The organism is Marinactinospora endophytica (assembly GCF_054780875.1).
The window spans coordinates 135032-159781 of sequence record NZ_BAAGVM010000003.1; the positions used below are offsets into that span (position 1 = coordinate 135032).

Consider the following 24750-nt stretch of genomic DNA (forward strand, 5'->3'; position numbering starts at 1 on the left):
TCCTGGGGGCTGGGTTCCACGGCGGCGGACTTCGCCGCGGCCTCTCGAGGGAGGGAGAGGACGAAAGGCGGACGGGAAGGGCCGGCGCCCCCAAGGGAACGCCGGCCCGGCGGAGCGGCTGAAGGCCTCAGCGCCCGGAGTTGGTCATCGACAGCACGTCGAGGGCCTCGTCGAGCTGGGCCTCGGTCAGCTTGCCGTCGGCGATGTAACCGCGCTCGATGACGACCTGGCGGATCGTCTTGCGCTCGGCGAGCGCCTGCTTGGCGACCTTCGCCGCCTCCTCGTAGCCGATGTAGCGGTTCAGCGGCGTGACGATGGAGGGGGAGGACTCGGCGTACTCGCGGCAGCGCTCCTCGTTGGCCTCGATGCCGGCGACGCAACGGTCGGCGAACACCCGCGACACGTTGGCGAGCAGCCGGATCGACTCGAGGACGTTGCGCGCGATCAGCGGCAGCTGGACGTTCAGCTCGAAGTTGCCGCTGGCGCCACCGAAGGCGACGGCGGCGTCGTTGCCGACGACCTGCGAGGCGACCTGGAGCATCGCCTCGCACAGCACCGGGTTGACCTTGCCCGGCATGATCGAGGAACCCGGCTGGAGGTCGGGGAGGTAGATCTCGGTGAGACCGGTGCGCGGACCCGACCCCATCCAGCGGATGTCGTTGGCGATCTTGACGAAGCCGACCGCGATCGTGCGCAGCTGGCCGGACAGCTCGACCAGGCCGTCACGGGCACCCTGGGCCTCGAAGTGGTCGCGCGCCTCGGTCAGCGGCAACCCCGTCTCGCGGGCGATCTCGGCGATGACCCGCGCGGCGAAGCCCTCGGGGGTGTTGATGCCCGTGCCGACCGCGGTCCCGCCCAGCGGCAGCTCGGCCACGCGCGGCAGGGCGCTCTCCAGACGCTCCACGCCGTAGCGGACCTGGGCGGCGAAGCCCGCGAACTCCTGCCCCAGCGTCACCGGGGTGGCGTCCATCAGGTGCGTCCGGCCGCTCTTGACGACGGTCGCGAACTGCTCGGCCTTGCGCGAGAGCTCGCCCTCCAGGTGGCGCAGCGCCGGGATGAGGTCGTTGATGACGGCCGAGGTCGCCGCGATGTGGATGGAGGAGGGGAAGACGTCGTTGGACGACTGCGAGGCGTTGACGTGGTCGTTGGGGTGGACCGGCTCCCCCAGGCGGGCGCTGGCCAGCGTCGCGACGACCTCGTTGGTGTTCATGTTGCTCGACGTGCCCGAGCCCGTCTGGAACACGTCGACGGGGAACTGGTCGTTCCACTTGCCTGCGGCGACCTCCAGGGCGGCCTCGCGGATGGCCTCGGCGAGGTCGGCCTTGATCACCCCCAGCTCGGCGTTGACCTTCGCGGCGGCGGCCTTGATGTGGCCGAGCGCGGCGATGTGGGCGTGCTCCAGCCCCTGCCCCGAGATGGGGAAGTTCTCCACCGCGCGCTGTGTCTGCGCGCGCCACTTGGCGTCGACGGGGACCTTGACCTCGCCCATCGAGTCGTGCTCGATGCGGAACTCACTCATAGATGTAAGACACCTCCACGGAAACCTGCGTTCAAGACTGCCAGATGGGCAGGTGAGGTCGTGTCAGCGCCCCCGGGCACGGACACACGGATTCACAACCGGGGTGGCGGCGGACCATCCCCCGGGGACCGGCGCCGGCGGGCGCGTCCCACGCGCAAGGGCGCGGTTTCGCGTGGCGGGCCGGCGCGGGGGAAGGGCGCCGCCCCGGCGGCGAGTGGTGGAAGTCTCAGTTCCGCGTGGGCCGGGACGTGGGCGGTCAGGGAGGCTCAGGCCAGTCCCCGCCGCTCCCGGCCCCGGCCCAGCAGGCCACGGCGGCGCCGGGGTGAACTCACGCGCAGGCTGCCCAGCAGGGAGAACCCCTGGATCTCCAGGACCGGCGCGTCCCCGGACCGCGGCGGCCGGGTCGACGTGCTCCGCAGGCCCAGGAACGACCAGCCGCGTACCCGCACCTCGACCCCTTCGGGGACCTGGAGTCGGATCCGGCCGAAGAGGGCCGACGCCGTCATCCGAATGTGGCCGCGGACCAACAGGGCCTCGCGCATGTCCACCTCGGCCGTACCGCCCAGCGCGAACACCACCTGCCGGGCCTGGACCACCCAGCGTCCCGAACGGGTCTGGTTGCCGAACAGCGCCGCCACCGGGGCCTCGTCCAGCAGGATGGGTTGCCGCTCCGGCGGAAGCAGGTCGGCGGTCACCGGGGCGAGGTCCCCCAGGGTGCGCGCCGCGTTCACCCGGTCGGCCCGTTCGTCGAACTCCGAGAGGTCCAGACGACCGTCCGCCACGGCCGCGCGCAGGACCTCCAGGACACGCTCCCGATCGGCGTTGGCGGCCCGCAGACCGGCCGGCGGCACACTCTCGTTCACGAACATCACGTTATCCGTATTCTCCCTTTGCCGGCGTTACGTTCCTGTCGCCCCGTCGGCGGGAACGGCGGTGGCGGCATCGCGGAGGGAAGACCGACCCGTTCGGTGTACGCCTTCCCCGAAAGAGGATCGCGAATATCCATCCTCCCCTCTCGTTTTCTTTTCCCCCGACTGGCATCTTCCGCGTCCGCGGCGTGAATCCCACGGCAAGGTACGGCGGCGCGGGGGAAAATCGCTGGATAAATCGGGGAGACGGCTTCTAGCTTGTCCTCATGACTTCGTCTCGGCTTCGGGCCCCCTCCGAAACCCTCGCGCCCGCGACCTCCTCCGCCGTCTCCCTACGCGGGGTGGTCAAGCGCTTCGGCTCCTTCACCGCGGTGGACGGGCTGGACCTGGAGGTGGCGGCCGGGACCGTGCTGGGACTTCTCGGCCCCAACGGCGCGGGCAAGTCGACCACCATGCGGATGCTCACCGCCCAAAGCCGCGCCGACGAGGGAGAGATCACCATCCTCGGCCACCACATCCCCCGCGAGTCCAAGCGCGCCCGCGCGCTCATGGGGGTCGTCCCCCAGCACGACAACCTCGACGAGGAGCTCACGGTCCGGGAGAACCTGACGGTGTTCACCCACTTGTACCGGGTTCCCCGCGGCGAACGTCCAGCGGCGGTCCAGCGGGCCCTGCGCATGGCCCACCTGGAGGACCGCGCCGACACCCGCACCGACAAGCTCTCCGGTGGTATGCGGCGGCGCCTGCTCATCGCGCGTGGCCTGGTCCACCGGCCGCGCGTGGTCCTCCTCGACGAGCCCACCGTCGGTCTGGACCCCCAGATCCGTCAGGAGCTGTGGGGACTGATCACCGAACTGCGCGAGGACGGTGTCACCGTCCTGATGTCCACGCACTACATCGAGGAGGCCGAACGCCTCTCCGACGAGGTCGCGCTCATGGCCAAGGGCCGCGTCGTCAGCCGGGGGGCTCCGGCCGAGCTCGTCCAACGCTACGCCGGACGCGCCGTCGAGGAGTTCCCCGCCGCCCCCACCGACCTGGAACGGCTGGAACGCCTGCTCCGCCCCACCGGGCTCCCTACGCGCCGTACCGGTGCCTCCCTGGCGGTGCTGCGGGCCGAGGAGCTTCCCGACTCCGTGCGCGACGAGATCGGCGAGGGCGACCGCCGCGCCGCCAACCTGGAGGACGTGTTCGTGACCCTGACCGGGGAGACCGTGGAATGACGACGACCACCACCCCCGCGGCCCGCCCGCCCCAGACCCCGCCCGGCCGGTTCGAGTTCGCCCCGGTCCGCGGCGTGCTCGCCCGTGAATGGGCGCTGTACCGGCGCAGTTGGGCGCCGACCACCTTCGCCGCCGTCGTCGAGCCGGTCATCTACCTGCTCGCCTTCGGGTTCGGCATGGGGTCGCTGGTCGGCGCCATCGGCGGGTACCGCTACATCGAGTTCATCGGTACCGGGATCGTGGCGATGTCGGTCCTGTTCACCTCGATGTTCCCGGGCCTGATCGACACCTACGTGCGGCGCGTCTTCCAGCACGCCTACGAGGGCATGCTCGCCGCGCCGGTCGACGTGCGCGAACTGGTCACCGCCGAGGCCTCGTGGATCGCGCTGAAGTCGGGCGTCTACGGCTGCGCGCCGCTGCTCGTCGCGATCGCGTTCGGCCTGGAGCCCCGGGGCGCCATGCTGCTCGTCCCGCTCATCGCGCTGGTGACCGGATTCGGGTTCGCCCTCCTGGGCATCTGGCTGTCGGCGCTGGTGCCGTCCATCAAGACGATGGACTACATCATCTCGGGCCTGATCACGCCGCTGTTCCTCATCGCCGGCACCTTCTTCCCGCTCGACGACTTCCCGGAGTGGGCGCGCGCCCTCGCCCAGGTCAACCCCCTCTACCACTGCGTCGAGCTGGTACGGCACGCGGCGTTCGGCCTCAAGCCATGGGCCGACCTCGGCCACTTCGCCGCCATCCTGGCGTTCGTCGCGCTCGCCTGGTGCCTGGCGGTTTTCCAGATGAGGCGCCGGCTCATCGACTGAGGTCGGTGGCGGGGCGGGGGCGTGGCCCCGCCCCGCGCCCCTTCTAGGCGCCGCCGCTGGGGGCCCAACGGGCCACCAGGGAGCTGTTCCCCTCGTCGTCGTAGGAGACCGAGCCGCCGAGAGCCCCCCACTGTGCCGCGTCGCCCTGCCCCTCCGCTGCCAGGACATCGCGAACGTCCAGGTAGAAGCCGATGGTGGACTTCTCCAGACCGGCCATCGTCTGCCCGAACAGCGGATCGTCGCCGAGCCGCCCGGTGCCGGTGGTCCCGTAGGACACCACCACGGTGCCGCCGTCGTCGCTCACGCCGGGAGCCGGTCCGCCCCCGGAGCCGGCGAGCAGGTCCTCGAAGAGCTCCCGGTCGGCCCCCGCCGCGCGGTACTGGAACGAGGTTCCCGACGACCAGCTGTCCGAGGAACCCGCCAGCGAACCGGTGATCGCGAACGCGGTCCTGCTTCCCAGCAACCGGGGGAAGTCCCCCGGGAGGGACACCCCCATCTCGGCCAGGGCCATCTCGAAGTCGGGGAACTCCGGGATCTCCTCCAGCAGCTCCCGGTTGTCCTCCCACAGCCGGGTGGCGAGCGTGTCCAGGTTGTCCCCGCCCACCGCCAGCACCGAGTCGTCGGGGAGTTCGGCCAGCTCGCTGAGCCCCGGGTTTTCCCCGGCCAATCCCTCCATGGGGGAGCCGCCGTAGGTGACCTCGAACGTGTCACCACGCAGTTCCAGGTAGTCGCCCTCGATCCGCAGGGCCATGGCCAGGCGCCCGCTCACCTCGCCGAAGTCGTCGGGGTCGGTGCCATAAGGGGAGGACAGGCCCGTGGCGGTCGTGGCGACCTCCGCGGCCGCGGCCAGGTCGGCCCAGGCCGAGGCGATGTTGTCGGAGCCGATCGCGTTCATGTCGGAGGAGTAGTCGGGGGCGTCCGCCAGGGAGCCGTGCGCCTCCATCTGGGCGGCCAGGTCGTCGAGGGCGCCTTGGGAGTAGGACAGCAGCGCGAAGTCGTCGTCGACCTCGAAGAAGAAGTGCTCCTGCCGGGAGCGGACCTTGGCCAGGGCCTCGCCGGCCGCCTCCTCGTCCTCGACGGCGACCGCGAGCGCGAGGGCGAGCCCCTCGTCACCGGGCAGCGACGCCCCCGGAGTGCTGGTGGGCCACAGGGCCAGGCCGAAGCGCCGGCCGAGCCACGGCTCCACCTCGGAGTCGTAGTCGAGCTCGGGGAAGGCCTCCTCGACGAGCTGGCGGGCCGGTCCCTCCTCGACGTCACCGAGCTCGTTCTTGAGGGTGTCGGGAAGTTTTCCGGCGAACTGGGCGTAGGAGGCCCACTGCCGGCCGGTGGGCTTGAGGTCGAGCTCGGCGAAGACGATGGCCGAGGCGGGCAGCGCGCTCTCGGGCTGCGCGCCGCCGAAAACGTTGTCGACCAGCGCGGAGGAGGCCCACACGGTCGTTCCCATCAGCACCACGCTCAGACCGGCGGCGACGGGGATCAGCCAGGCGCGGCTGCGCGGCCCGGACGGCTGGGGCGGAGGGAAGGGCGCACCCGGAGGGGGAGCCTGGCCGCCGGGCGGCGGCGCCGACGGCCAGGAGGGCTGATTCGGGGGGTCGGGATAAGACATCAAACCTCCGGAAGGCATACGTATGCCGTACGAAGGTACCAACCCCTTTTTCGGTAATTCCCCCTGCTCTCAGCATCTTTGCGGTTTTGTGAGAAGGCGGAACGCGATTTCCCGGTCCCGGGAACGCCATTCCCGGGACCGCGGCGGGGACGCGTTCAGTTCGCGGAGTCGAAATCGATACCGCTGTAGGTGGCGAGTTTGCTCAGCCGGTGTTCGCTGCGGACCCGGCGGATCGTTCCGCTGCGACCGCGCATGACCAGCGAGTCGGTGGTCGCGCCGCCCGCGGCGTAACGGACCCCGTCGACCAGCTCGCCGTCGGTGATGCCGGTCGCCGCGAAGAACACGTCCTCGGAGGAGACCAGATCGTCGGTCGTCAGGATCCGGGACAGGTCGTGTCCGGCGTCCACCGCCTTACGCCGCTCCGCCTCGTCCTTGGGCCACAGCCGGCCCTGGATCACCCCGCCCAGGCACTTGATCGCGCACGCCGCGATGATCCCCTCGGGCGTCCCGCCGATCCCCAGCAGCAGGTCGACGCCGGTGCCGGCGCGCGCCGCCATGATCGCCCCGGCCACGTCGCCGTCGGTGATGAACTTGATGCGGGCGCCCGCCTCGCGGACCTGGCGGACGATGTCCTCGTGCCGGGGGCGGTCGAGGATGACCACCGTCACATCCTGGGGCCGCACGCCCTTGGCCGCGGCCACCGCGCGGACGTTGTCGGCGACCGGGGCGGAGATGTCCACGGCGTCGGCCGCCTCCGGTCCGGCGACCAGTTTCTCCATGTAGAACACGGCCGAGGGGTCGAACATGGAGCCGCGCGGCGCGACGGCGAGGACCGACACCGCGTTGGGCATGCCCATGGCGGTCAGCCGGGTGCCGTCGATCGGGTCCACGGCGACGTCGCACTCGGGACCACTGCCGTCGCCCACCCGCTCGCCGTTGTAGAGCATCGGGGCGTCGTCCTTCTCGCCCTCGCCGATGACGACCGTGCCGTTCATGGAGACCGTGCTGATGAGGTGGCGCATACCGTGGACGGCGACACCGTCGGCGCCGTTCTTGTCCCCTCGGCCGACCCAGCGCGCGGCGGCCAGCGCGGCGGCCTCGGTGACCCGCACCAGTTCCAGTGCGAGGTTGCGATCGGGCGCGTCTGCGGGAGTCGGCACGGGAGCTGACGGAGTGGTCATGGTCGGCCTTTCGTTCGGCTCTGGCACCCTGGTGGGAGTGGGCGCGCTGGTCCCCGGGGTCGCCGGGGCGTCCTCGGCTGCTGGGACCAGGGTAGTCACCTGGCGTAACCTCATCCCAGGCGGGCCGATCGCCCACTTATGAGCATGATGGGGTTGGAAGGTGGAGAAGGTGGACAGACCAGTGCGGACGTCGGTGCGAGGGGCGGCCACGCGCAGCGCCCTGCTCGACGCCGCGGCGAAGGTCTTTCGTACCGTCGGCTTCGCCAAGGCCGGGGTCAGCGAGGTCGTCGCCCAGGCGGGGGCCAGCGTGGGCAGCCTGTACCACCACTTCACCGGCAAGGCCGACCTGTTCCAGGCCCTGTACGAGGAGTTCCAGCAGCGCCAGCAGGACCGCACCCACCAGGCGGTCGCCGAGGCGCGCACCGCGGGTGAGTCCGATCCCACCCGGCTGATGAACACCGCCGCCCGCGCCTACCTCGAGGGGTGCATCGAGGAGCGTGAGACCGCCTGGTTGTTCTTCAGCGGGGACAGCCCGCCCGGGTTCGACTCCACGATGCGCGACCGGCTGACCGAGTGGACCGACCGCAACGTCGCCCTGTTCCGCAAGGCCGACGAGCCCGTCGACGAGGCGCTGCTGATGGTGGTCAGCGGGGCGATGCTCCTCGCCGTCACCGAGGTCGTGCGGCGCGAGGATCTGGCCCAGGCGCGCCGGCTCGCCGACGACGTCATCGCCATCCTCGCGCGTTTGGAGTCACCCCGGTCCTGACGACCGCGCGACCTGCGGCAAGCTGGACAATCGTGAGCAAGAGCAGCGAAGATCCCGGGGGCCGCGCGAGATGAGCAAGTACGACCGTTCCAACGCGACATTCGGCGGCTACGCGGTGGCCCTCGGCATCGTGGTCGCCGTGGTGGTGGCCATGGCGCTGGTGGTGAACGGGCGCCAGAAGGAGCACATCCCCAGCGTCGACTACAGGATCGACCTCGCGTCCTTCTCCGAGGAGGCCCCCTACCCCGTCTACGCCCCCGAAGGGCTGCCGGAGGGATGGGTGCCGACCAGCTCCCGCCTGGAGACCGGCGAGGAGGAGGGCGGCCCGGTGACCTGGACGCTGGGATTCGCCACGCCCGAGGACCGCCACGCCGCGTTCTCGATGAGCAACGCCCCCGCCGAGACGTTCATCACCGAGAAGACCCTCGACGGAGAGCCCGACGGGCGGTCCCAGGTCGGAGGACAGACCTGGGAGCGCTACTACAACGAGGACGAGAGCGAGCGTTCGCTGGTGCGCGAGGAGGACGGGGCGACCATCGTCGTCGCCGGCAGCTCCGACTACGCCGAGCTGGAGACCCTCGCGGGTTCGCTGCAACGTCCCGAAGGGGAGCGGTGAGCCTCCACGAGGGACGTGGGCCAGGTCACGGGCCGGATTCGGCGCGCTTTAGCGCGACGTTAAGGTAACAGCGGGTACACCTGGACCTCCACGACCCGGACGCGAACGAGGCGTCCCAGCTTGGAGTTGATGTCAGGTGCTCAACGAGATTTTCGACTGGTTCAAGGGGCTCGTCGGCGGCACGGTCGAGGAGGCCGCCGGAACCGTCCAGGAGACAGCCGGACAGGCCGGGGAGTGGGCGGCGGGGGCCGAGGGGCAGGTCGACGCCCTGGGGCAGACGTTCACCGACCAGGCGGCCGCCGCCGAGTCCTACGCCGCGGAGGCGGCCCAGACGTTCCAGGATCCGGCCGCCGCGGCCGAGGAGGCCGTCCAGGGCCATCTCGCCGAGACCGGACAGGTCGTCGACGGTTACGTCGACCAGGCGGGCCAGGTCGTCCAGGATCCCACCGGAGCCGCCACCGGCGCGATCATGGATCACCTGGCGGATCCGGACGCCGGGCGTTAGCCCGCTCCGGAACCGGGAGCCGCCGCCCCCAGGGCGGCGGCTCCTCCTCGTCTTCCGCCGGACGGATCGGACCGTTTCCGGCGGCGGTCAGAAGGGGGCGGAGGCGTCGTCCCCATCACCTGGTCCCTCGTCCAGGGCCGCGGCGAGCTTCGCCCGCGCCCCCTCCAACCACTCCTCGCAGGTCACGGCGAGACGTTCGCCGCGCTCCCACAGCGCCAGTGACTCCTTCAGCGTCAACCCGCCCGACTCCAGCCGGCGCACCACCTCGGTGAGCTGCTCGCGTGCCTCTTCGTAGCTCAGCTCGGGTTCGGCCGTTTCCTCGGTGCTCATTCGTCCCCCTCGTCGCCGGTCTTCTCCCCGGCCGTCACGGTGATGCCGTCCTCGGCGAAGCGCACCCGCAGCGTCTCGCCCGGTTCGACTTGCTCCGCCGAGCGCACGACGGAACCGTCCGCGCGTCGCACGATCGCGTAGCCGCGGGCCAGCGTCGTCGCCGGCGACAGCGCCAACAGTCGCGCCCGGGTGTGCCCCAGGTCGTCGCCGGCCCGGTCCAACGCCGTCGAGACCGACCGTCGCGCCCGGTCGCGCAGGCCCTGGACCTGTTCGGCCAACCGGTCGATCTCACGCAGCGGACTGGCGAGGACCGGACGCGACCGCATGCCCGCCAGCCACGCCTCCTCGCGGGCCAGGCCGCCGGTGATGACCCGCCGCGCCCGGTCGCGTAGCTGTTCCACGAGCTGGAGCTGCTCGCCGACGTCGGGCACGACCTTCTTGGCCGCGTCGGTGGGGGTGGAGGCGCGCAGATCGGCCACGAGGTCCAGGAGCGGGTTGTCCTGCTCGTGCCCGATGGCGCTGACCACGGGCGTGCGCGTCGAGGCGACCGCGCGTACCAGCGCCTCGTCGGAGAAGGGCAGGAGATCCTCCAGCGAGCCGCCGCCGCGGGCGACGATGATCACGTCGATGTCGGGGCGCGAGTCCAGCTCACGCACCGCCTCGATGACCTCGCCGACCGCGCGGTCGCCCTGCACCGCGACCTGCCGCACCTCGAACCGGACCGCGGGCCAACGCCGCCGACCGTTCTCCAAGACGTCGCGTTCGGCCGCGGAGTCGCGGCCGCAGACCAGGCCGACCGCGGTGGGCAGGAAAGGCAGCGGCTTCTTCCGGGTGTCGGAGAACAGGCCCTCGGCGGCCAGCGTTCTGCGCAACTGGTCCAGGCGGGCCAGCAGCTCGCCCAGCCCGACATGCCGGATCTCCAGCGCGCGCAGCGAGAACGTGCCACGCGCCACCCAGAAATCGGGTTGGGCGTGGACGACCACCCGCGCGCCGGCCTGCGGCTCGGGCGCCGCGGCGGCCAAGACGCTCGCCTGACACACCACCCGGGCCGAGACGTTGGCAACGGGATCGCGCAGCGTCATGAACACGGTCGAACCCCGGCGGTTCAGCTCGGCGATCTGCCCCTCGACCCAGATGCGGCCCAGTCGTCCGATCCACCCGCCGACGGCCTGCATGACGACGCGCACCGGCTGCGGTGATTCGGGCGAACTCTCCATCCCCATGGCAGTCGAGCCTAGAGGAGGACGAGGACAGGCGTGGGACGCGCGGGGGCGCGTCCCACGCGGGGACGGACCGCGTCGTGGATCACTCGGCGGTGGCCTCGGCCTCCAGCTTGGCGATGCGGTTGTCATACATCCGCAGGAACTCCGGCCGCGCGGCGTTGGCGCTCTCGTAGACGCGGAGCCGGCGCACCTCGTCGATGGTCAGGCGGCGCAGACGCGCCCGGATCGAGGGCAGCGTCAGCCCGTCGTAGCCGGGGACGGGCAGTTCCTCGGCCGGCTCGGGGCCACCGGCGCGGATCTCGGCGAGCAGGCGCGCGTCAGCCGCCTGGGTGGGCGCCTCGGCGACGTCGAGCTCGCGGGCGATCGCCGCGCCCTCGGCGGCGGAAGGGCCCTCGGCGGTCGGCGCGGCAGGGGCGCTCGGCTCGTCGGCGGGAGCGGTCACCAGCGCCGCGCCCGGGCCGGGGCGCGGGCCGCCGGCCGGGTCGTCGCCGGGAGGCTCCGGCTTCTCGTCCTTCTCGTCCTCACGGGGCCGCGCCGCGTCCCCCTGGGCGGCCGGGGCGTCCTCGGCCGCGGAGACGGCGGGTTCCTCCGCCCGGTCGCCGGCGTCACCGGCGGGGGGCTTCGCGGAGGCGTCCGCCCTCGACGGCTCCTCCCCGGCGGAGGGCTTCTCCGCTTCGGCGCGGTCCGACAGCGGGGTGGGCGTGGAGCCCACGTACCCGGTGGTCACGGGGGACTCGCTGGAGTTGACGGCCTCGGTGGTGAACTCCTCGGCGACGGAGGAGGAGGTGTCCGCGGGAAGCGCCTCGTTGGTCTCAGAGGAGCTGTCCTGCACGGCGGCGTCGCCGGCCTTGAGGTCTTCGGGCTTACTGGATACGACGGGCCGGGTGGATTTGCCGAAGAGGCGCTTGACCGCTCCGGAGAATCTGCTGGCGAACGACGGTTTCGACATGGACTCGGAGACTCCTGGGTACTCGCGGCCGGGAATGCGGAGTGTGTGCCTCCCCGGAAGGTGGTCGAGGAGGAGGGCCGTCCGGCGTGCGGGCCGCTGGCACGACGCTCTTGTATTACGCAGACTAGCCAGAATAAGGCAGAACAATGCGTCCACAGCGGGGCGAATGACGGCGAATTCGCTCTTCCGCGGCGGGGCGGGGCGGCCCGGAACCCCGTATCCGGCCCTCCCGTCCGGCCGGACCGGGGTGGAGCCGCTCACAGGCTGGTTCACACCGCGCCCCCGGCCCTTGCGTGGCCCTTAGGATGGGGGCATGACTGCGACGAATCGCCGCCGTGTCCTGCTCGCCAAGCCCCGTGGTTACTGCGCCGGGGTCGACCGTGCCGTCGTCACGGTCGAGAAGGCCCTAGAGCAGTACGGGGCGCCGATCTACGTGCGCAAGCAGATCGTGCACAACACGCACGTCGTGCGCACGCTGGAGGAGCGCGGGGCCATCTTCGTCGAGGAGACCGACGAGGTGCCCGAAGGCGCCACCGTGGTGTTCTCGGCCCACGGCGTATCGCCGGCGGTGCACCGGGAGGCGGCCGAACGCGGCCTCAAGACGATCGACGCCACCTGCCCCTTGGTCACCAAGGTCCACAAGGAGGCCCAGCGCTTCGCGGCCGAGGACCACGACATCATCCTGATCGGCCACACCGGCCACGAGGAAGTCGAGGGCACCAGCGGCGAGGCGCCCGAGCACATCCAGATCGTGGACGGCCCCGACGAGGTCGATAAGGTCGTCGTGCGCGACCCCGACAAGGTGTCCTGGCTGTCACAGACGACCCTGTCCGTGGACGAGACCAAGGCCGCCGTCGACGCCCTGCGCAAGCGTTTCCCCAACCTCATCGACCCGCCGAGCGACGACATCTGCTACGCCACCTCCAACCGCCAGGCCGCGGTCAAGGAGATCGCCCCGCAGTGCGAACTCGTCGTCGTGGTCGGCTCGGCCAACTCCTCCAACTCCGTGCGGCTGGTCGAGGTCGCCCTTGAGGCCGGCGCCGACGCCTCCTACCTCGTCGACAACGCCTCGTTCCTCAAGGACGAGTGGCTGGAGGGGGTCGCCACCGTCGGCGTCACCAGCGGCGCCTCGGTGCCGGAGATCCTGGTGCGGCAGGTGCTCGAATGGCTCGCCGAGCGCGGGTTCGGCGACGTCGAGGAGATCGAGACCGAGCGCGAGAAACTCACCTTCGCGCTGCCCAAGGAGCTGCGCCCCAGCCGCCGCGGCGACTCCGAGGGATCGCTGCGCCACCGCTCCCTCCCGGTCACGCCGGTCTGAGCCGGTCCCGGACCGGATCAGTGCGAGGTGTCGCGGTGCGTGCGTGGGCGCCGGCCGTTCAGCTCCGCGCTGAGGTCACGCACGTTCTGCGCCATCCCCCGCAGCAACGCCAGTACCAGGACCAGAATCGTGCCGCAGAACAGCCACGGCGCGGCCTCGGCCAGCCGGGTGCCCAACCCGATGGCCACGGAACGGGCGAACCCCGAACCGCCCAGGGATAGGACGATCTCGGCGGCCAGCGCGCCCACGAAATAGGCCAGCGGCGGGCTGACCGAAAGGGTCAACAGGTCCTCGCGTCGGACGAACAGCGCCGCGTTGGCGCCCGCCACCACGAACCCCGCGCCGTTGACCACGGGCAGCCCCACGGCCGAGTCGAGCAGCGCCGCCCCGAAGGCGACGAAGACGATTCCCAGGAGCGCGCCGCGCGCGGTGAGTCGGACGGGGCCGCGGGGAGCGGCGGCGGGCACCGCGCGGTGCCCACCGCGCCGCGCCCGGGCCGGGCGGGCCGGCCGGGATCCTTCCGCGTTGCGCGTGGGCATCGCCGTGGGCTCCCTCGTATAACTCACAGTGTTCAGTGTGTCATCTCGTGTGAAAAATCGTGATCTTTTCGACCGGCCGTGTCGCCGGACGGGGTGGGCCCGGCCGATTCCGCTCCCTGCCCGTCACCGTACCCAGGGGAACCCGCGCGCGGGAGTGACCCTCCACTCTCCTCCCCGACCGAATCCGGCCCCTCCCCGGCCAGCGCGGCCAACTCGGGCGCGGCCAGAGGACGCGCCTGCTCCTCCACCCCCGCCGGCGCCTCCAGCCCGCCCTCGACCAGCCCGAGACGTTCGAACCGCCGGGCCGTCACCAGCACCCGGCTCTCCAACGAACCCACCGCCTGGTTGTAGGCCACGACGGCACGCGACAGCGCCTTACCCAGCCCGTCGACGTGCCCGCCCAACGTGCCCAGCCGCGCGTGGAGCTGGCGTCCCAGCTCGAACACCTCACGGGCGTTCTCGCTCAACGCCTCCTGCTGCCAGGCGTACTGCGCGGTGCGCAACAGCGAGATCAGCGTCGTCGGCGTCGCGATGTGCACCCGGCGCCCCATCGCGTGCTCCAACAGCCCCGGATCGCGCTCCAGCGCCGGGGCGAGGAACGCCTCGCCCGGGATGAACAGCACCACGAACTCCGGGGCGGGGGAGAAGGCCGCCCAGTAGGACTTGGCGGCGAGCCGGTCGACGTGCGCGCGCACCTGCCGGGCGTGCGCGTCCAGCCGGGCGGATCGTGTCTTCGGGTCGTCACTCTCCACCGCCTCCAGATAGGCGGAGAGCGAGACCTTGGAGTCCACGACGATGTTCTTGCCGCCGGCCAGCCGCACCACCATGTCAGGACGCTGGAGACCGTCGTCGGTCACCGTCGACGGCTGCTCCTCGAAGTCGCAGTGTTCGGCCATGCCCGCGAGCTCGGCGACGCGGCGCAGCTGCACTTCACCCCACCGGCCGCGCGCCTCGGGGCGGCGCAGCGCCGTCACGAGCGCCCCGGTCTGGTCCCGCAACCGCTCCGACCCCTCGCGCACCATCTCCACCTGCTTGGCCAGCTCGGCGTGGGCGGCGCGACGACCGGCGTCAACCTCGCGGAGCTGTGCCTCGACCCGCGCGAGCGTGTCCTTCAGCGGGGCGACCAGGTGCTCGATCGCCTGGCGGCGCCGCTCCAGATCGTGGCCGGCGGCCTGGTTCTCCGCCCTCAACCGGCCCTCGGCGAGCTGGAGGAAACGCTCATTGGTCGCGTCGAGCGCCTGCGCTGACAGCGCCCGGAAGCGTTCGGCCAGCCGCTCCTCCACATACTCGGCCCGCTCCCGCGCCGCCCTCGCCTCGGCCCGCGCCTCGGCGTCGCGGCCGCGCGCCAGAACCCACCCCACCGCGGCGCCGACGCCCAGACCCGCCAAGAACACCAGGATCACGTAAAGCCCGTCCATGGCGGCCCATGCTCTCAGGGGCGCCGTCCCGCGGGCGCGGCGCCACGCCCGGCCAGACCGACGGCGGGGAGGGACGCGGGGTCAGGGAAGGCAGGCGCCGACGGCCTCCCGCCAGCCCAGGACGGTCCGCCAGAACCGCGGCCCGGGGGAGTCGGGGGCGAACATCCACATGCGTTCCCGCGCCTTGGGGCCGTGCCCGGAGATGCTGTCACGAGCCGGGTAGGGGGGATCGCCGCACAGGTGGTACCAGCCGTACCCCAGCGGCTCCAACAGCGCCATCAACCGTTCCTGCACGCTGTGATCGGGCAGCACGTCGCAGAACACCCACGGCCGGAAACGGCGCAACACCTCCAGCCCTCCGGCGATGACGTCGGGTTCGGTGGCCTCGGTGTCGATCTTGACCACGGCCGGCACCACGCAGGCGCGCTCCCGCCAGTGCGCCAACGTGTCCAGCGGCACCTGGATCCGGCCCAGCTCGCGCCGGTAGCCCGACGCCAGCGAATTGGACGCGTCGGTGGTCGCCGACAACCGCAACCACGCGCTCCCGGTGTGGTTGCTCAACGCCAGCTCCTCGACCCGCAGGTCGAGATCGTTGTCCGCGGCGATCGCCCGCGCCGTCACGGCGATCTCGGGGGTTGGCTCGAACGCGTGCACCGGACGGTAGGTGCGGGCGGCGGCCAGCACCGAGTACACACCGACGTTGGCCCCGACGTCCAACACCGCCCCTGGACGGGCGTGGTCCAGCGTGGCGAGGAAACAGGCCAGCGCCTCCGGCTCGTAACCGGCCAGGCCGGTGCGTTCCAGGTGCCGTGGCACCCAGTAGTCGCCGGGCGCGCGCACGCGCAGCACGTCGGGGCCGATGGCGGGGCCGCCCGGACGGCGGGGCAGCCGCAGATCGAACACGCGCACCCGGGGCGGCACCCGGGCCGGATCCAGGCCACCGAGACGTTCGGGCAGGTGGACCCGGATGCGCCGGGTCGCGTGCCGAATGGCCGGGTGGCGCCGGACGAACGCGCGCACCTGGTCAGGTACCACTGAAACCCTCCACTGCGGCCCGGGCCGGTCACGGCGGGGAACGCCGGTGCCGGACGCCCCCGGCACCGACGCTACTCCCAAGTCGGGGGAAGGCGCAGGTCATTGGATTTCCAGGGTGGGCGTGTGTCCCCTTGGACGTCCCCCCGGGGCCGTTCCCGGGGGTGGCCGACCTCGCGGGACGAGGGGAAACGGGCGGGAAGAGGGGAGGCGCGCGAGCGCCTAGACTTCGAAGTCGTGAGTCTGTCTATCGGGATCGTCGGCCTGCCCAACGTCGGCAAGTCCACCCTCTTCAACGCCCTGACCAAGAACGACGCTCTGGCCGCGAACTACCCCTTCGCGACCATCGAGCCCAACGTCGGTGTCGTCGGTGTCCCCGACGCCCGGCTCGACAAGCTGGCCGAGATCTTCGGCTCGGCCAAGATCATCCCGGCGACGGTGACGTTCGTCGACATCGCCGGCATCGTCCGCGGCGCCTCCGAGGGGGAGGGCCTGGGCAACCAGTTCCTCGCCAACATCCGCGAGACCGACGCCATCTGCCAGGTCATCCGCGAGTTCCGCGACCCCGATGTGACCCACGTCGACGGTGACATCGACGCCGCCCGCGACATCGAGACGATCAACACCGAGCTGATCCTCGCCGACCTTCAGACCCTGGACAAGGCGCTGCCGCGGCTGCACAAGGAGCTGCGGACCAACGCCAAGGACAAGGACAAGCAGCAGGTCCTCGCCGCGGCGGAGGCCGCCCGCGAGGTCCTCGACTCGGGGCGTACCCTCTCCACCGGGGGGCCGGCCGCCGGCATCGACCTGAGCCTGCTGCGTGAGCTCAACCTGCTCACGGTCAAGCCGTTCATCTACGTGTTCAACCTCGACACCGACGAGCTCGCAGACGCCGAACTGCGCAAGCGGCTGTCGGACCTGGTCGCGCCGGCCGAGGCGATCTTCCTCGACGCCAAGATCGAGGCGGAGCTGGTGGAGCTGGACGACGCCGAGGCGGCCGAGCTGCTGGAGTCCATGGGCCAGACGGAGTCCGGCCTCGCCCAGCTCGCCCGCGTCGGGTTCGCCACGCTCGGCCTTCAGACCTACCTGACCGCCGGTCCCAAGGAGGCGCGGGCCTGGACCATCAAGAAGGGGGCCACGGCGCCCGAGGCGGCCGGGGTCATCCACACCGACTTCCAGCGCGGCTTCATCAAGGCCGAGACCGTCTCCTACGACGACCTGGTCGCGGCCGGCTCCATGCAGGCGGCCAAGGCCGCGGGCAAGGTCCGCATGGAGGGCAAGGACTACGTGATGCACGACGGCGACGTCGTGGAATTCCGGTTCAACGTGTGAGCGGATGAAATAACACCACGTCGCTGACGCGACAAACATACAGGTCAGAAGGGGTCGGGCTCGTGGGAGCACGGCCCCTTCATGGATCCCGTGCTGGATTTCCGACCTGATGTCAGGCGCGCTCAGGTGTCGTAGACGGTGGAGCGATGCCCGACATGGACGACCCACACCACCAGCTCACCGTTGTCGATCGTGTAGATCACGCGGTAGTCGCCCACCCGTAGGCGGCGCCGGTCGGGCTGGGAGACGAGGGCCGTGGTGTTGAACCCCAGCGGGTCGCTCTCCAGCTCGGTCAGCTTGGCCAGAATGCGGAGGGCCATGTCTCGCGGGACCTTGCGGAGCTCGGCCTGAGCCTCGGGTCGGAAGACGGTGCGGTACTCACTCACTGCGCGCCAGGGTCTCCCTCATGACGTCCTCGATCGGGACGCCGGGAGCCGGGTTGGCCATGCGCTCGTCGATGATCCGGTTGATCTCGCGCTCTTCCCACTCCTGGTATTTCCGGAGCACTTCGATGGACACCACGGCAGCCACCTGCTTGCCCCGGCGCGTGATCACCGTGGGCAGGTCGTCGCGGTCAGCCCGCTCCACGACCTCGGCTAGGTGTGCCCGGACATCGCGGATGGACTCTATGGGCAGCGGCTGTGTCATGCGCACAAGAGTACCGAGTGTCGCAAGTGTACACAACGGCTCATTGTCGCGCTCCAGGGTGCCGGGTGGGCCGCTACCGTGCTGGATCTGTGCTGGATACGACCTCGAAAGGGTGCGTTTCCGCAGGTGGGGGCGTTGTGGCGGGAGTTCCGCTTCAACGTGTGACTCCTCGGGTGGCCTTCGCTCGGGACAGGGGAGCCCAATGGGGCCGGACCGTCAGGTTCGGCCCTTTCCCTCCTATGGTTCTGCGCCGGTCGGGCGGGTGGAGGTGCGGTCCTTCCGGATCGGGCGGCCTTCCCCGGAGCGGGCCGCGGGTGAAAATCCCAGGCGTTGGGATGCCGCTTATGCGAAGATCCTTCGCGTTGCGGGCTCGATGTGGCGGAAGGTGAAGATGTACGAGGTGTCCCTGGGAGACGACGGTGCCCGACTGCGTCCGCTGGAACCATGGCGGGCCGAGGAGTTCCTGGCCCACATGGACCGCGGACGCGAGCACATCGGGAGGCACGTCGGCCTCGCCGACGCCGTCACCGACCTGGAGTCCAGCCGCGCGTTCCTCCAGAGGTACGCCGACCGGGCCGCCGCCGACACCGGCCGGATCTACGGCATCTGGGCCGACGACAGGCTCGTCGGCGGGGTCCTCTTCCGCGTGATGGACGCCGGGCAGGGCACGGCCGAGGCCGGCTGCTGGTTGGAGCCGGCGGCGGTCGGCCGGGGACTGGTGACCCGGGCCGCGCGCGTGATCATCGACTGGGTCATCAGGGAACGGGGCTTCCACCGGGTCGAGTGGCTGGTCTCCACGGCGAACGAGCCCAGCATCGCCGTGGCCCGGCGGCTCGGGATGACGCGGGAGGGCGTGCTGCGCCAGAGCCACCTGCATCGGGGGGAGCGTCAGGACATCGAGGTCTGGTCGGTGCTCGCCCCCGAATGGCGGGCGGCCTGACGGGGCTCCCGCCCTCCCGCGCCGGCCATGGATCCTTGGCCCTTTGACGCCGTTGCGGCGGAGCTGAAGGGGGAGAGGTGTGCCACGCGCCGCCCGGCCGGACCGGTCTTCGGGCGGATGGTCCGCGCCTCGCCGCCATGACGATGGGGGAGGCCGGGGCGGCCGCCCCGGCGGTCTCGTGTGACGGGGAGGATCCGGCCCTCTGGGGCGTTTCTGGCGTCCTGCCCCGAATTTGTGTTCTTCCGGGGCAGGGCGGAGGGGAGAGCGAGATCACCTCCGCTCCCGGTCCGGACCTGTGGGCGTCCCGCGTCGGTATCCGACGCCCTCTCCGGGGCGGGCGGATGGGGGCGGGGGGTTGTCCACAGGGGCGTGCGTGTCCTCGACATCCCCAGGTCCGACCTCGGAAGATGGGGTTGCCTGAGTTGGAATAACCGGGAATGTTGAGCCCTCTTCGCTAAAAGATCCTCCAAGGTAACACTTGGCTAACGGAAAGGTGATTCTCTCCTTTCCGGACAGCCAGCAACGCGCCATCGGGTCAACCTAATTTCTCCGATTGGGTATGAAATACCCGGTCATGTGGCTTTGCTGGAATGTGGTGCGGGCAAGAAGCAGGAGTCCGGGAAGAAACACCATCCCGTAATGGCGATGGAGATCCCGGGTCATGCCGCACCATAGAGGATGGGACAGGCAGGCGACGGACGAACTCGGCCGCCGGCGACGGCGCGTCTGGGGTGGATGGAGGCGTGATGGCTCGCAAGTCGACCGCGAGGCGCGGCGGTGCCCTGGACGAGGGCGTCTCCTCCGCGCCACCGGCCGACGCCTGGGACGACGCCCCGGTCAAGGGCCGCCGTCCCCGTCGCCCCCGGGCGGGAGCGGGGGGACGCTGGTGGGTCTGGGTCGGCCGGGCCCTCCTGTGGGCCTTCATCCTCGTCGTCCTGATCAACGGAATCTGGATGCCCTTCCGATCGGGGATCGCCCAAGCCCCGGCCGGCGACTCCGAGGCCACCGAGACCGTCGACTTCCCCGAGACCGCGGCGGCGGCGTTCGCCCTGCGCTTCTCCCACGCCTACCTCAACGCCGACCCCGACCAGGCCCAGGAGCGCGCCGCGGCGCTCGCCGAGTTCGTGCCCGAGGGGCGGGCCAGCGCCCTCGCCCTCGACGGCGCCGCCCTCACCGGCGAGAACATCGAAGTCCTCGGCGTCGACGTCCAGGACGAGAACAACGCCGTCGTCCGGGTCAGCGCCGACGTCAACGACACCCCCATGAGCCTGGACGTCCCGGTCTACGCGGCCCCGGGCGGCGACGAGCTCGTCGTCTCCGGCGAGCCCGCCCTGCTTGCGGCGCCGGGCCGGGCCGAGCTGCCCGCCACCTCCGAGGGCGAGACCGACGCCCAGGCCCGTGGTGAGCTCGAACCGATCCTCGAGGGCTTTTTCGAGGCCTACGCAGAGACCCCCGAACACCTCTCCCGCTATGTCGAGTCCGAGGCGCGGATCACCCCTCTGCCCGCCGACACGCTGACCTTCGCGCAACTCCGCGACGTGGTGGTACCCGCGGGCGGTTCCGGAGGCGAGGACGTCCGTCAGGTCCGGGCCACCGTCGTGTGGCGGCTGGCCGGGAGCGAGGCCGACCTCTCCCAGAGCTACCGTCTGACCGTCGTCAGGGACGGCGACTGGTACGTGCGCGATATCCAGGGTGCCTCGAACTCCTTCGGCTCGTGACCGCCATGATGGTGAGCCGGCACAGGCATCAGTGAGGAGAACGATCATGAAATTCACATTCGAGACGAGGGAGGGCGTCCGCTAAATGCTCCCCCTGCTTTCCGACGCGGCGCAGACCGCCGCCGACATCGGCCCCCTCGTCCTGGCGGGTGCCGAGAGCACCGTGACGGACGGACCCGACACCTCCGGGCTCGCCGACTGGCTACGCGGCTTCTTCGGGCCGCTGTTCCTCGTGATCGTGTCCATCGTGGCGATCTTCTTCCTGTTCACGCGGGAGATCACGAGGTTCGCGCAATTCATCATCCTGGCGATCTTCATCGGGATCGTCTTCTATGTGCCGGGGATCATCGAGGTCATCGCCGTGGCCATTGCCCGGGCGATGGGCGTGCAGACCGAGTAGGAGGCCCTGGACGTGGATCTACCCACCTACACCAATATCTGGCGGATCGAGAAACGGCTCTACAAGCTGTACGATTTCCGGCTGCCCAGGCCGCTTCCGCTGGTCACCTTCGGTGTGTGGCTGGGTGTGTCCATCGTCTGGGCCTTTCTCATGAGCGTGCTACGCGTCCCCTTCCAGACGCCCTGGCACGTTCTGTGGCTGGTGCCGCCACTGGTGATCGCGTTCTTCGCGACCCGGCCCGTCATCGAGGGCAAACGGCTCACCGAACTACTGCTGTCACAGGCGCGCTTCCTCGCCGAGGCGCGCGTCTACACCCGACTCGCCCCCCAGTACGAACCCACCGAGGTCACCGTCGCGGTCAGGGTCTGGCATCGCCATCCCGATGCCGGACCCCTGCCCGCGGTCGGAGGCCGGGCGGCCCGCGGGCGCGGACGCGCGCGCGGGCCCGTCGAGGAGCGCGAGGTGGAAGAGCGCGAGACCACGGCCACCGACCTCGCCGTCCCCACGGCCGAGGACCACGCCGAGGTGGTGCTCCACCCCGCCGTCGAGACCGGACCCCGAAACGCCCCCCGATCTTCCTCTCGTCCCGCCACGGACGAGGAGCGCGAAGGGAGCGCCGATCGTGCGGCCGCCCCCTCAGACCGGCGCTCCCTGGGCCGCAAGGTCCTCAACTACTTCGGGTTCGCCCTGCCACGCCCGCAGGCCGAGGACACCGAGGCCGTGCCCACCGCCTCCCCGGCCGTCCCCGCCGCCGAGCGCACCGAGCTCGCCACCACCCGCCACCGCGACGACGCCCCCGACCCCTTCGGAGGCGACGGCCGCGAGACACGCGCCCGGGAGGTCGCGCCCCCGCCGAGGCCCGGCACCTCCGAGGAGCTGCGCGAAGCCGAGGAGGAACGCGAGAACGACGCCTGGTTCACGGCGCTGCGCACCCCCTCTGGTGAGACCCCGTGGCCGCTGTCCTCCAAGGTGGCCTACACCACCGGCGACACCGCTCCCATGCGCGTCCCCGATCCCGACCCCGAGCGCCTCATCGCGCGGCGGCGCGCCGAGGAGATCATGGCGGCACCGGATCCTTCGGTGTCGGACCGCGAATCGGCCATGGCCGTCCACGAGACCGCGCGGGCGGACGAGGGGACGGAGACGCCCCGCGTCCCAGAGGCCAACGGCTACTCGCGTCCCGCCGACATCAGCACCCCGAAGGAGCGGGCCGAGGCCCGCCGTGGAGCCGAGGCCCCCGGAAGGGAACCGGCCCCCGAAGGCGACCCGTGGCACGGCGCCGAAGCGCGTCGGCGTCTGCGCGGTCGCGTCCAGAGCGCGGCCGTCACCCGGCGGTTGGACCGCGAACGGTCCACCGTCGAGCCCGCCCCGCCGCCCTCCGTCGCGCGCGGGCTCGGCGATCCCGCCGGCCCGGAGGAGGCACGGGAGCAGGAACGGGTCGGCCGGCCCCGCCCCCGCCCGCACGCCGCCCCCTGGGACCTTCCTCCGGCCGGCTCCGGCACGGAGGGCGACGAGAGGCACGGCACCGCTCCACGCGAACAGGGACCGGACGACGAGAAAGCCGACGATAGGCCCACGACCGGACCGGACGTCCCGCAGGAGGCCGCGCCCGCACCGGACACCACGGCCGCGACCGTGTCGGCCACCTCCCGGACGGAGGAGGACGCCGAAGCGAGCGCCACCACCTGGCCCCGTATCGACGTCGTCCACTACCGGCGCGCTCCCAAGCCCACCGCCGACACCACCGCGTCGGCGACGGCGCCCACCGCCTCCGCCGAGGAACCGGTACGAACCGGATACGACGCTGGCGAACACGCGGACGCGCACGACCCCGTCGAGGGCCGGGCCGTTGACAAGGCCGAGGAGGAGCACGCCCCCGAACCGGCCGAGAGCACGGGGCAGGACCGCGAGGCCGGGCGGGCCGAAACCGACGAGGAGTCCCTCTCCGAGCGCGCGGCCACCCCCCGAGACGACACTCCCGTCACGGACGACACCCCCAAGACGGAGGAGACCCCACAGCCCTCGACCCCCCGGGCCGCTGACGACACGGCGCGGGAACCGGCCGTCGCCCCGTTGCTGCTCCCGGTCAAGCCCGTCCTGGAACTCGACCACGGCACCGGCGAGCACGAAAGCCTCAGCGACATCACCGACCCCCGGCCGCGCCGGACGCTGGAACAGCTCGAAGCCGCCGAACGCGCCGCCTTCCAGGCCCGCGACCGCCGGGACACGGGCGGACCCGAGGCCCGCGAGGAGGCCGCCACCCCCGACGACCACGGCGAACCGCGCCGCTCCGGCCGGCTCTCGCGCACCGTCCGTTCCGCCGGCACCGGACCCCAGCCCGCGGCCGGGCAGGAAGAGGACGCCCCGACGGGTGACGAACGCGGCGACCGGACCGGAGGGGGCGTCTTCTCCCGCGTCACCGACAACGCCCGCAGGCTCAGCCGCCTCTTCACCCCGCCCAATGGCGTCCCCACCCCCAACGGCCCCCAGGAGCGACCCTCCAGCGCGGCCGGCAACAAAAAACCCGAGCTCCAACTCGACCACGGCACCGGCGAACAGGAGGCGTTGCCCGGCGCCGCCGCTCCGGACGACGATCCGGTCGGCCGTCGCACCGGCGCCGGATGGCCCGCCCGTGGCAGAACCGAGCGGTCGGCGCCCTCCGACACACCCGACTCGGGGACGCGCGGATGGCGGCGTCTCGCCCGCGTCGTCACCGGAGGCAACGCCGTCCAGTCCCGCACCGACCTGCCAGCCGCCGACCTGGAACGGCTGCGCGCTCCCTTCGAGGGGAGCCGGCGCATCGTCGTGCTCGGCTGCACCGGCGGCGCCGGCCAGACCGTGACCACCCTGATGCTCGGCCACACCCTCGCCGAGCACCGCGACCGTCCGGTCGTGGCCGTCGACGTCAACCCCGGCGGCACGGGCCTGTCCCGGCGCATCCGCACCGAGACCCCCGAGACACTCACCTCGCTCCTGGCCAACACCGGCGGGGTCCAGGGCTATCTCGGCATGCGTCAGTACACCTCGCAGTCCAGCACCGGCCTGGAGGTCGTGACCACCCTCGACGACCCCTACGTGCAGACGCTCGACGACCGCGACTACGCCGGACTGACCGGGCTGCTGGAACGCTTCTACGAGATCACCCTGCTCGACCCGGCGGCCACCGGTGTCGCACGCGCCCTGCCGATCGTCGACGCGCTCGTGCTCGTCGCGCCGGCCAGCGCCGACGCCGCGCGCGCGGTCGCCATGACCTTCGAGTGGCTGGACGGCCATGGCTACGCCGACCTGCGCGCCAAGGCCATCGTCGTCATCAACGGCGTCAGCAGGCGCAGCCTCGCCGACGTCGACGCCGCGGAACAGGTCGCCCGAGGTCGCTGTCGCGCGATCGTGCGCGTCCCTTGGGACGACCACCTGGCCGCCGCGCGTGGCGTCGTCGACGTCACCACGCTGCGTGCCACCACACGTCGCGCCCACGCCGCCCTCGCCGGTGTCATCGTCACCGGATTCACCGGCGGGCACGGTGGCGCCGGAGGGTCCCGGGTCGCCTCGGAGGCGCAGAGGTGACCCGGGCGAGGCGGGCCGTGGCCTTCGCCCTGCCGGCCCACCGTCGTGCTCCGCGCCCGCCGGACGTCCCCACCACAGGCGGCGGAACCGTGGACGCGAGCGGGACCACGTCCGTTTCCCACCGCCCGTCCCCGGCCGGACGGCGTGTCCACGGCTTCCACAGGCCACCACACGGGTACCACTGTCCCGGGGCATCCCCGGACCACCCTTCCCGTGTCCACGAACCCGGTACCGCGACTCCGCAGGAG

General features: G+C 71.6%; 23 protein-coding genes. 11 read left to right on the forward strand and 12 right to left on the reverse strand.

Annotated elements, in window-relative coordinates; genetic code table 11:
* Positions 1-127: 127 nt before the first annotated feature.
* The gene (locus tag ACYVHU_RS07225; RefSeq protein WP_498947925.1) at positions 128-1519 is read right to left on the reverse strand and encodes a class II fumarate hydratase; all 1392 of its coding nucleotides are present in this window, start codon (positions 1517-1519) and stop codon (positions 128-130) included.
* Between the two features lie 266 nt (positions 1520-1785).
* Positions 1786-2382, reverse strand: a complete 597-nt coding sequence (locus ACYVHU_RS07230; protein WP_235001123.1) for a DUF1707 SHOCT-like domain-containing protein — start codon at positions 2380-2382, stop codon at positions 1786-1788.
* Between the two features lie 272 nt (positions 2383-2654).
* Here ACYVHU_RS07230 and ACYVHU_RS07235 point away from each other — a divergent pair, with 272 nt between their 5' ends.
* Both ACYVHU_RS07235 and ACYVHU_RS07240 read left to right on the forward strand, forming a co-directional pair.
* Positions 2655-3608, forward strand: coding sequence for an ABC transporter ATP-binding protein (locus tag ACYVHU_RS07235; RefSeq protein WP_432938533.1), 954 nt, complete (start codon positions 2655-2657; stop codon positions 3606-3608).
* Entirely contained in the window at positions 3605-4417 is an 813-nt protein-coding gene (locus ACYVHU_RS07240; RefSeq protein ID WP_498947929.1) for an ABC-2 transporter permease, read from the forward strand. The genes ACYVHU_RS07235 and ACYVHU_RS07240 overlap by 4 nt, the downstream gene beginning before the upstream one ends.
* 43 nt (positions 4418-4460) lie before the next feature.
* Here ACYVHU_RS07240 and ACYVHU_RS07245 read toward each other — a convergent pair whose 3' ends face one another.
* Positions 4461-6041: a DUF3352 domain-containing protein gene (locus ACYVHU_RS07245; RefSeq protein WP_498947931.1), complete on the reverse strand. Its 1581-nt coding sequence runs from the start codon at positions 6039-6041 to the stop codon at positions 4461-4463.
* Between the two features lie 137 nt (positions 6042-6178).
* Positions 6179-7204: a class II fructose-bisphosphatase gene (gene glpX, locus ACYVHU_RS07250; protein ID WP_078763386.1), complete on the reverse strand. Its 1026-nt coding sequence runs from the start codon at positions 7202-7204 to the stop codon at positions 6179-6181.
* A 160-nt stretch (positions 7205-7364) separates the two neighbouring features.
* Here glpX and ACYVHU_RS07255 point away from each other — a divergent pair, with 160 nt between their 5' ends.
* From ACYVHU_RS07255 to ACYVHU_RS07265, 3 genes are all read left to right on the forward strand, one after another.
* Positions 7365-7970 (forward strand): TetR/AcrR family transcriptional regulator, encoded by a 606-nt coding sequence (locus tag ACYVHU_RS07255; RefSeq protein WP_078763385.1) that lies wholly within the window; start codon positions 7365-7367, stop codon positions 7968-7970.
* Positions 7971-8040: 70 nt separating this feature from the next.
* Positions 8041-8586: a DUF4245 domain-containing protein gene (locus ACYVHU_RS07260; RefSeq protein ID WP_498947933.1), complete on the forward strand. Its 546-nt coding sequence runs from the start codon at positions 8041-8043 to the stop codon at positions 8584-8586.
* Positions 8587-8722: 136 nt separating this feature from the next.
* A complete protein-coding gene (locus ACYVHU_RS07265; protein WP_078763383.1) occupies positions 8723-9091 on the forward strand; it encodes a hypothetical protein in 369 nt (122 codons plus the stop codon).
* Between the two features lie 87 nt (positions 9092-9178).
* Here ACYVHU_RS07265 and ACYVHU_RS07270 read toward each other — a convergent pair whose 3' ends face one another.
* The 3 genes from ACYVHU_RS07270 to ACYVHU_RS07280 all read right to left on the reverse strand — a co-directional run bounded on the left by ACYVHU_RS07270 (position 9179) and on the right by ACYVHU_RS07280 (position 11593).
* Positions 9179-9421, reverse strand: a complete 243-nt coding sequence (locus tag ACYVHU_RS07270) for an exodeoxyribonuclease VII small subunit (RefSeq protein ID WP_078763382.1) — start codon at positions 9419-9421, stop codon at positions 9179-9181.
* Positions 9418-10644, reverse strand: coding sequence for an exodeoxyribonuclease VII large subunit (gene xseA / locus ACYVHU_RS07275; protein ID WP_498947936.1), 1227 nt, complete (start codon positions 10642-10644; stop codon positions 9418-9420). Before xseA ends, ACYVHU_RS07270 begins: the two co-directional genes overlap by 4 nt.
* An 82-nt stretch (positions 10645-10726) precedes the next feature.
* Positions 10727-11593, reverse strand: a complete 867-nt coding sequence (locus tag ACYVHU_RS07280) for a DUF8129 domain-containing protein (protein WP_078763380.1) — start codon at positions 11591-11593, stop codon at positions 10727-10729.
* A 313-nt stretch (positions 11594-11906) separates the two neighbouring features.
* Here ACYVHU_RS07280 and ACYVHU_RS07285 point away from each other — a divergent pair, with 313 nt between their 5' ends.
* Positions 11907-12911 (forward strand): 4-hydroxy-3-methylbut-2-enyl diphosphate reductase, encoded by a 1005-nt coding sequence (locus ACYVHU_RS07285; protein WP_078763379.1) that lies wholly within the window; start codon positions 11907-11909, stop codon positions 12909-12911.
* A gap of 17 nt (positions 12912-12928) precedes the next feature.
* On the opposite strand, the gene ACYVHU_RS07290 is transcribed toward ACYVHU_RS07285, so the two are convergent.
* The 3 genes from ACYVHU_RS07290 to ACYVHU_RS07300 form a co-directional block, all read right to left on the reverse strand.
* Complete coding sequence (locus ACYVHU_RS07290) at positions 12929-13450, reverse strand: DUF6542 domain-containing protein (protein ID WP_235001122.1); 522 nt, start codon at positions 13448-13450, stop codon at positions 12929-12931.
* Positions 13451-13482: 32 nt separating this feature from the next.
* The gene (locus ACYVHU_RS07295; protein WP_144390227.1) at positions 13483-14868 is read right to left on the reverse strand and encodes a DNA recombination protein RmuC; all 1386 of its coding nucleotides are present in this window, start codon (positions 14866-14868) and stop codon (positions 13483-13485) included.
* Positions 14869-14949: 81 nt separating this feature from the next.
* A complete protein-coding gene (locus tag ACYVHU_RS07300) occupies positions 14950-15903 on the reverse strand; it encodes an FkbM family methyltransferase (RefSeq protein ID WP_432938557.1) in 954 nt (317 codons plus the stop codon).
* A gap of 234 nt (positions 15904-16137) precedes the next feature.
* Between ACYVHU_RS07300 and ychF the strand changes: the two genes are divergently transcribed.
* A complete protein-coding gene (ychF, locus tag ACYVHU_RS07305; protein ID WP_078763377.1) occupies positions 16138-17232 on the forward strand; it encodes a redox-regulated ATPase YchF in 1095 nt (364 codons plus the stop codon).
* Positions 17233-17354: 122 nt separating this feature from the next.
* On the opposite strand, the gene ACYVHU_RS07310 is transcribed toward ychF, so the two are convergent.
* The gene (locus ACYVHU_RS07310) at positions 17355-17618 is read right to left on the reverse strand and encodes a type II toxin-antitoxin system RelE family toxin (protein WP_032763468.1); all 264 of its coding nucleotides are present in this window, start codon (positions 17616-17618) and stop codon (positions 17355-17357) included.
* Positions 17611-17880, reverse strand: a complete 270-nt coding sequence (locus tag ACYVHU_RS07315; RefSeq protein ID WP_078763491.1) for a type II toxin-antitoxin system Phd/YefM family antitoxin — start codon at positions 17878-17880, stop codon at positions 17611-17613. The genes ACYVHU_RS07310 and ACYVHU_RS07315 overlap by 8 nt, the downstream gene beginning before the upstream one ends.
* Positions 17881-18271: 391 nt before the next feature.
* On the opposite strand from ACYVHU_RS07315, the gene ACYVHU_RS07320 reads away from it, so the two are divergent.
* From ACYVHU_RS07320 to ACYVHU_RS07335, 4 genes are all read left to right on the forward strand, one after another.
* A complete protein-coding gene (locus ACYVHU_RS07320; RefSeq protein ID WP_078763376.1) occupies positions 18272-18820 on the forward strand; it encodes a GNAT family N-acetyltransferase in 549 nt (182 codons plus the stop codon).
* Between the two features lie 746 nt (positions 18821-19566).
* Positions 19567-20538: a conjugal transfer protein gene (locus ACYVHU_RS07325; protein ID WP_078763375.1), complete on the forward strand. Its 972-nt coding sequence runs from the start codon at positions 19567-19569 to the stop codon at positions 20536-20538.
* An 85-nt stretch (positions 20539-20623) separates the two neighbouring features.
* On the forward strand, positions 20624-20938 hold the full coding sequence (locus ACYVHU_RS07330) for a hypothetical protein (protein WP_078763374.1): 315 nt from the start codon (positions 20624-20626) through the stop codon (positions 20936-20938).
* Between the two features lie 12 nt (positions 20939-20950).
* Positions 20951-24502 carry a conjugal transfer protein gene (locus ACYVHU_RS07335; RefSeq protein ID WP_078763373.1) on the forward strand — a complete coding sequence of 1184 codons (3552 nt, stop codon included), beginning with the start codon at positions 20951-20953 and terminating at the stop codon, positions 24500-24502.
* Positions 24503-24750 lie beyond the last annotated feature (248 nt).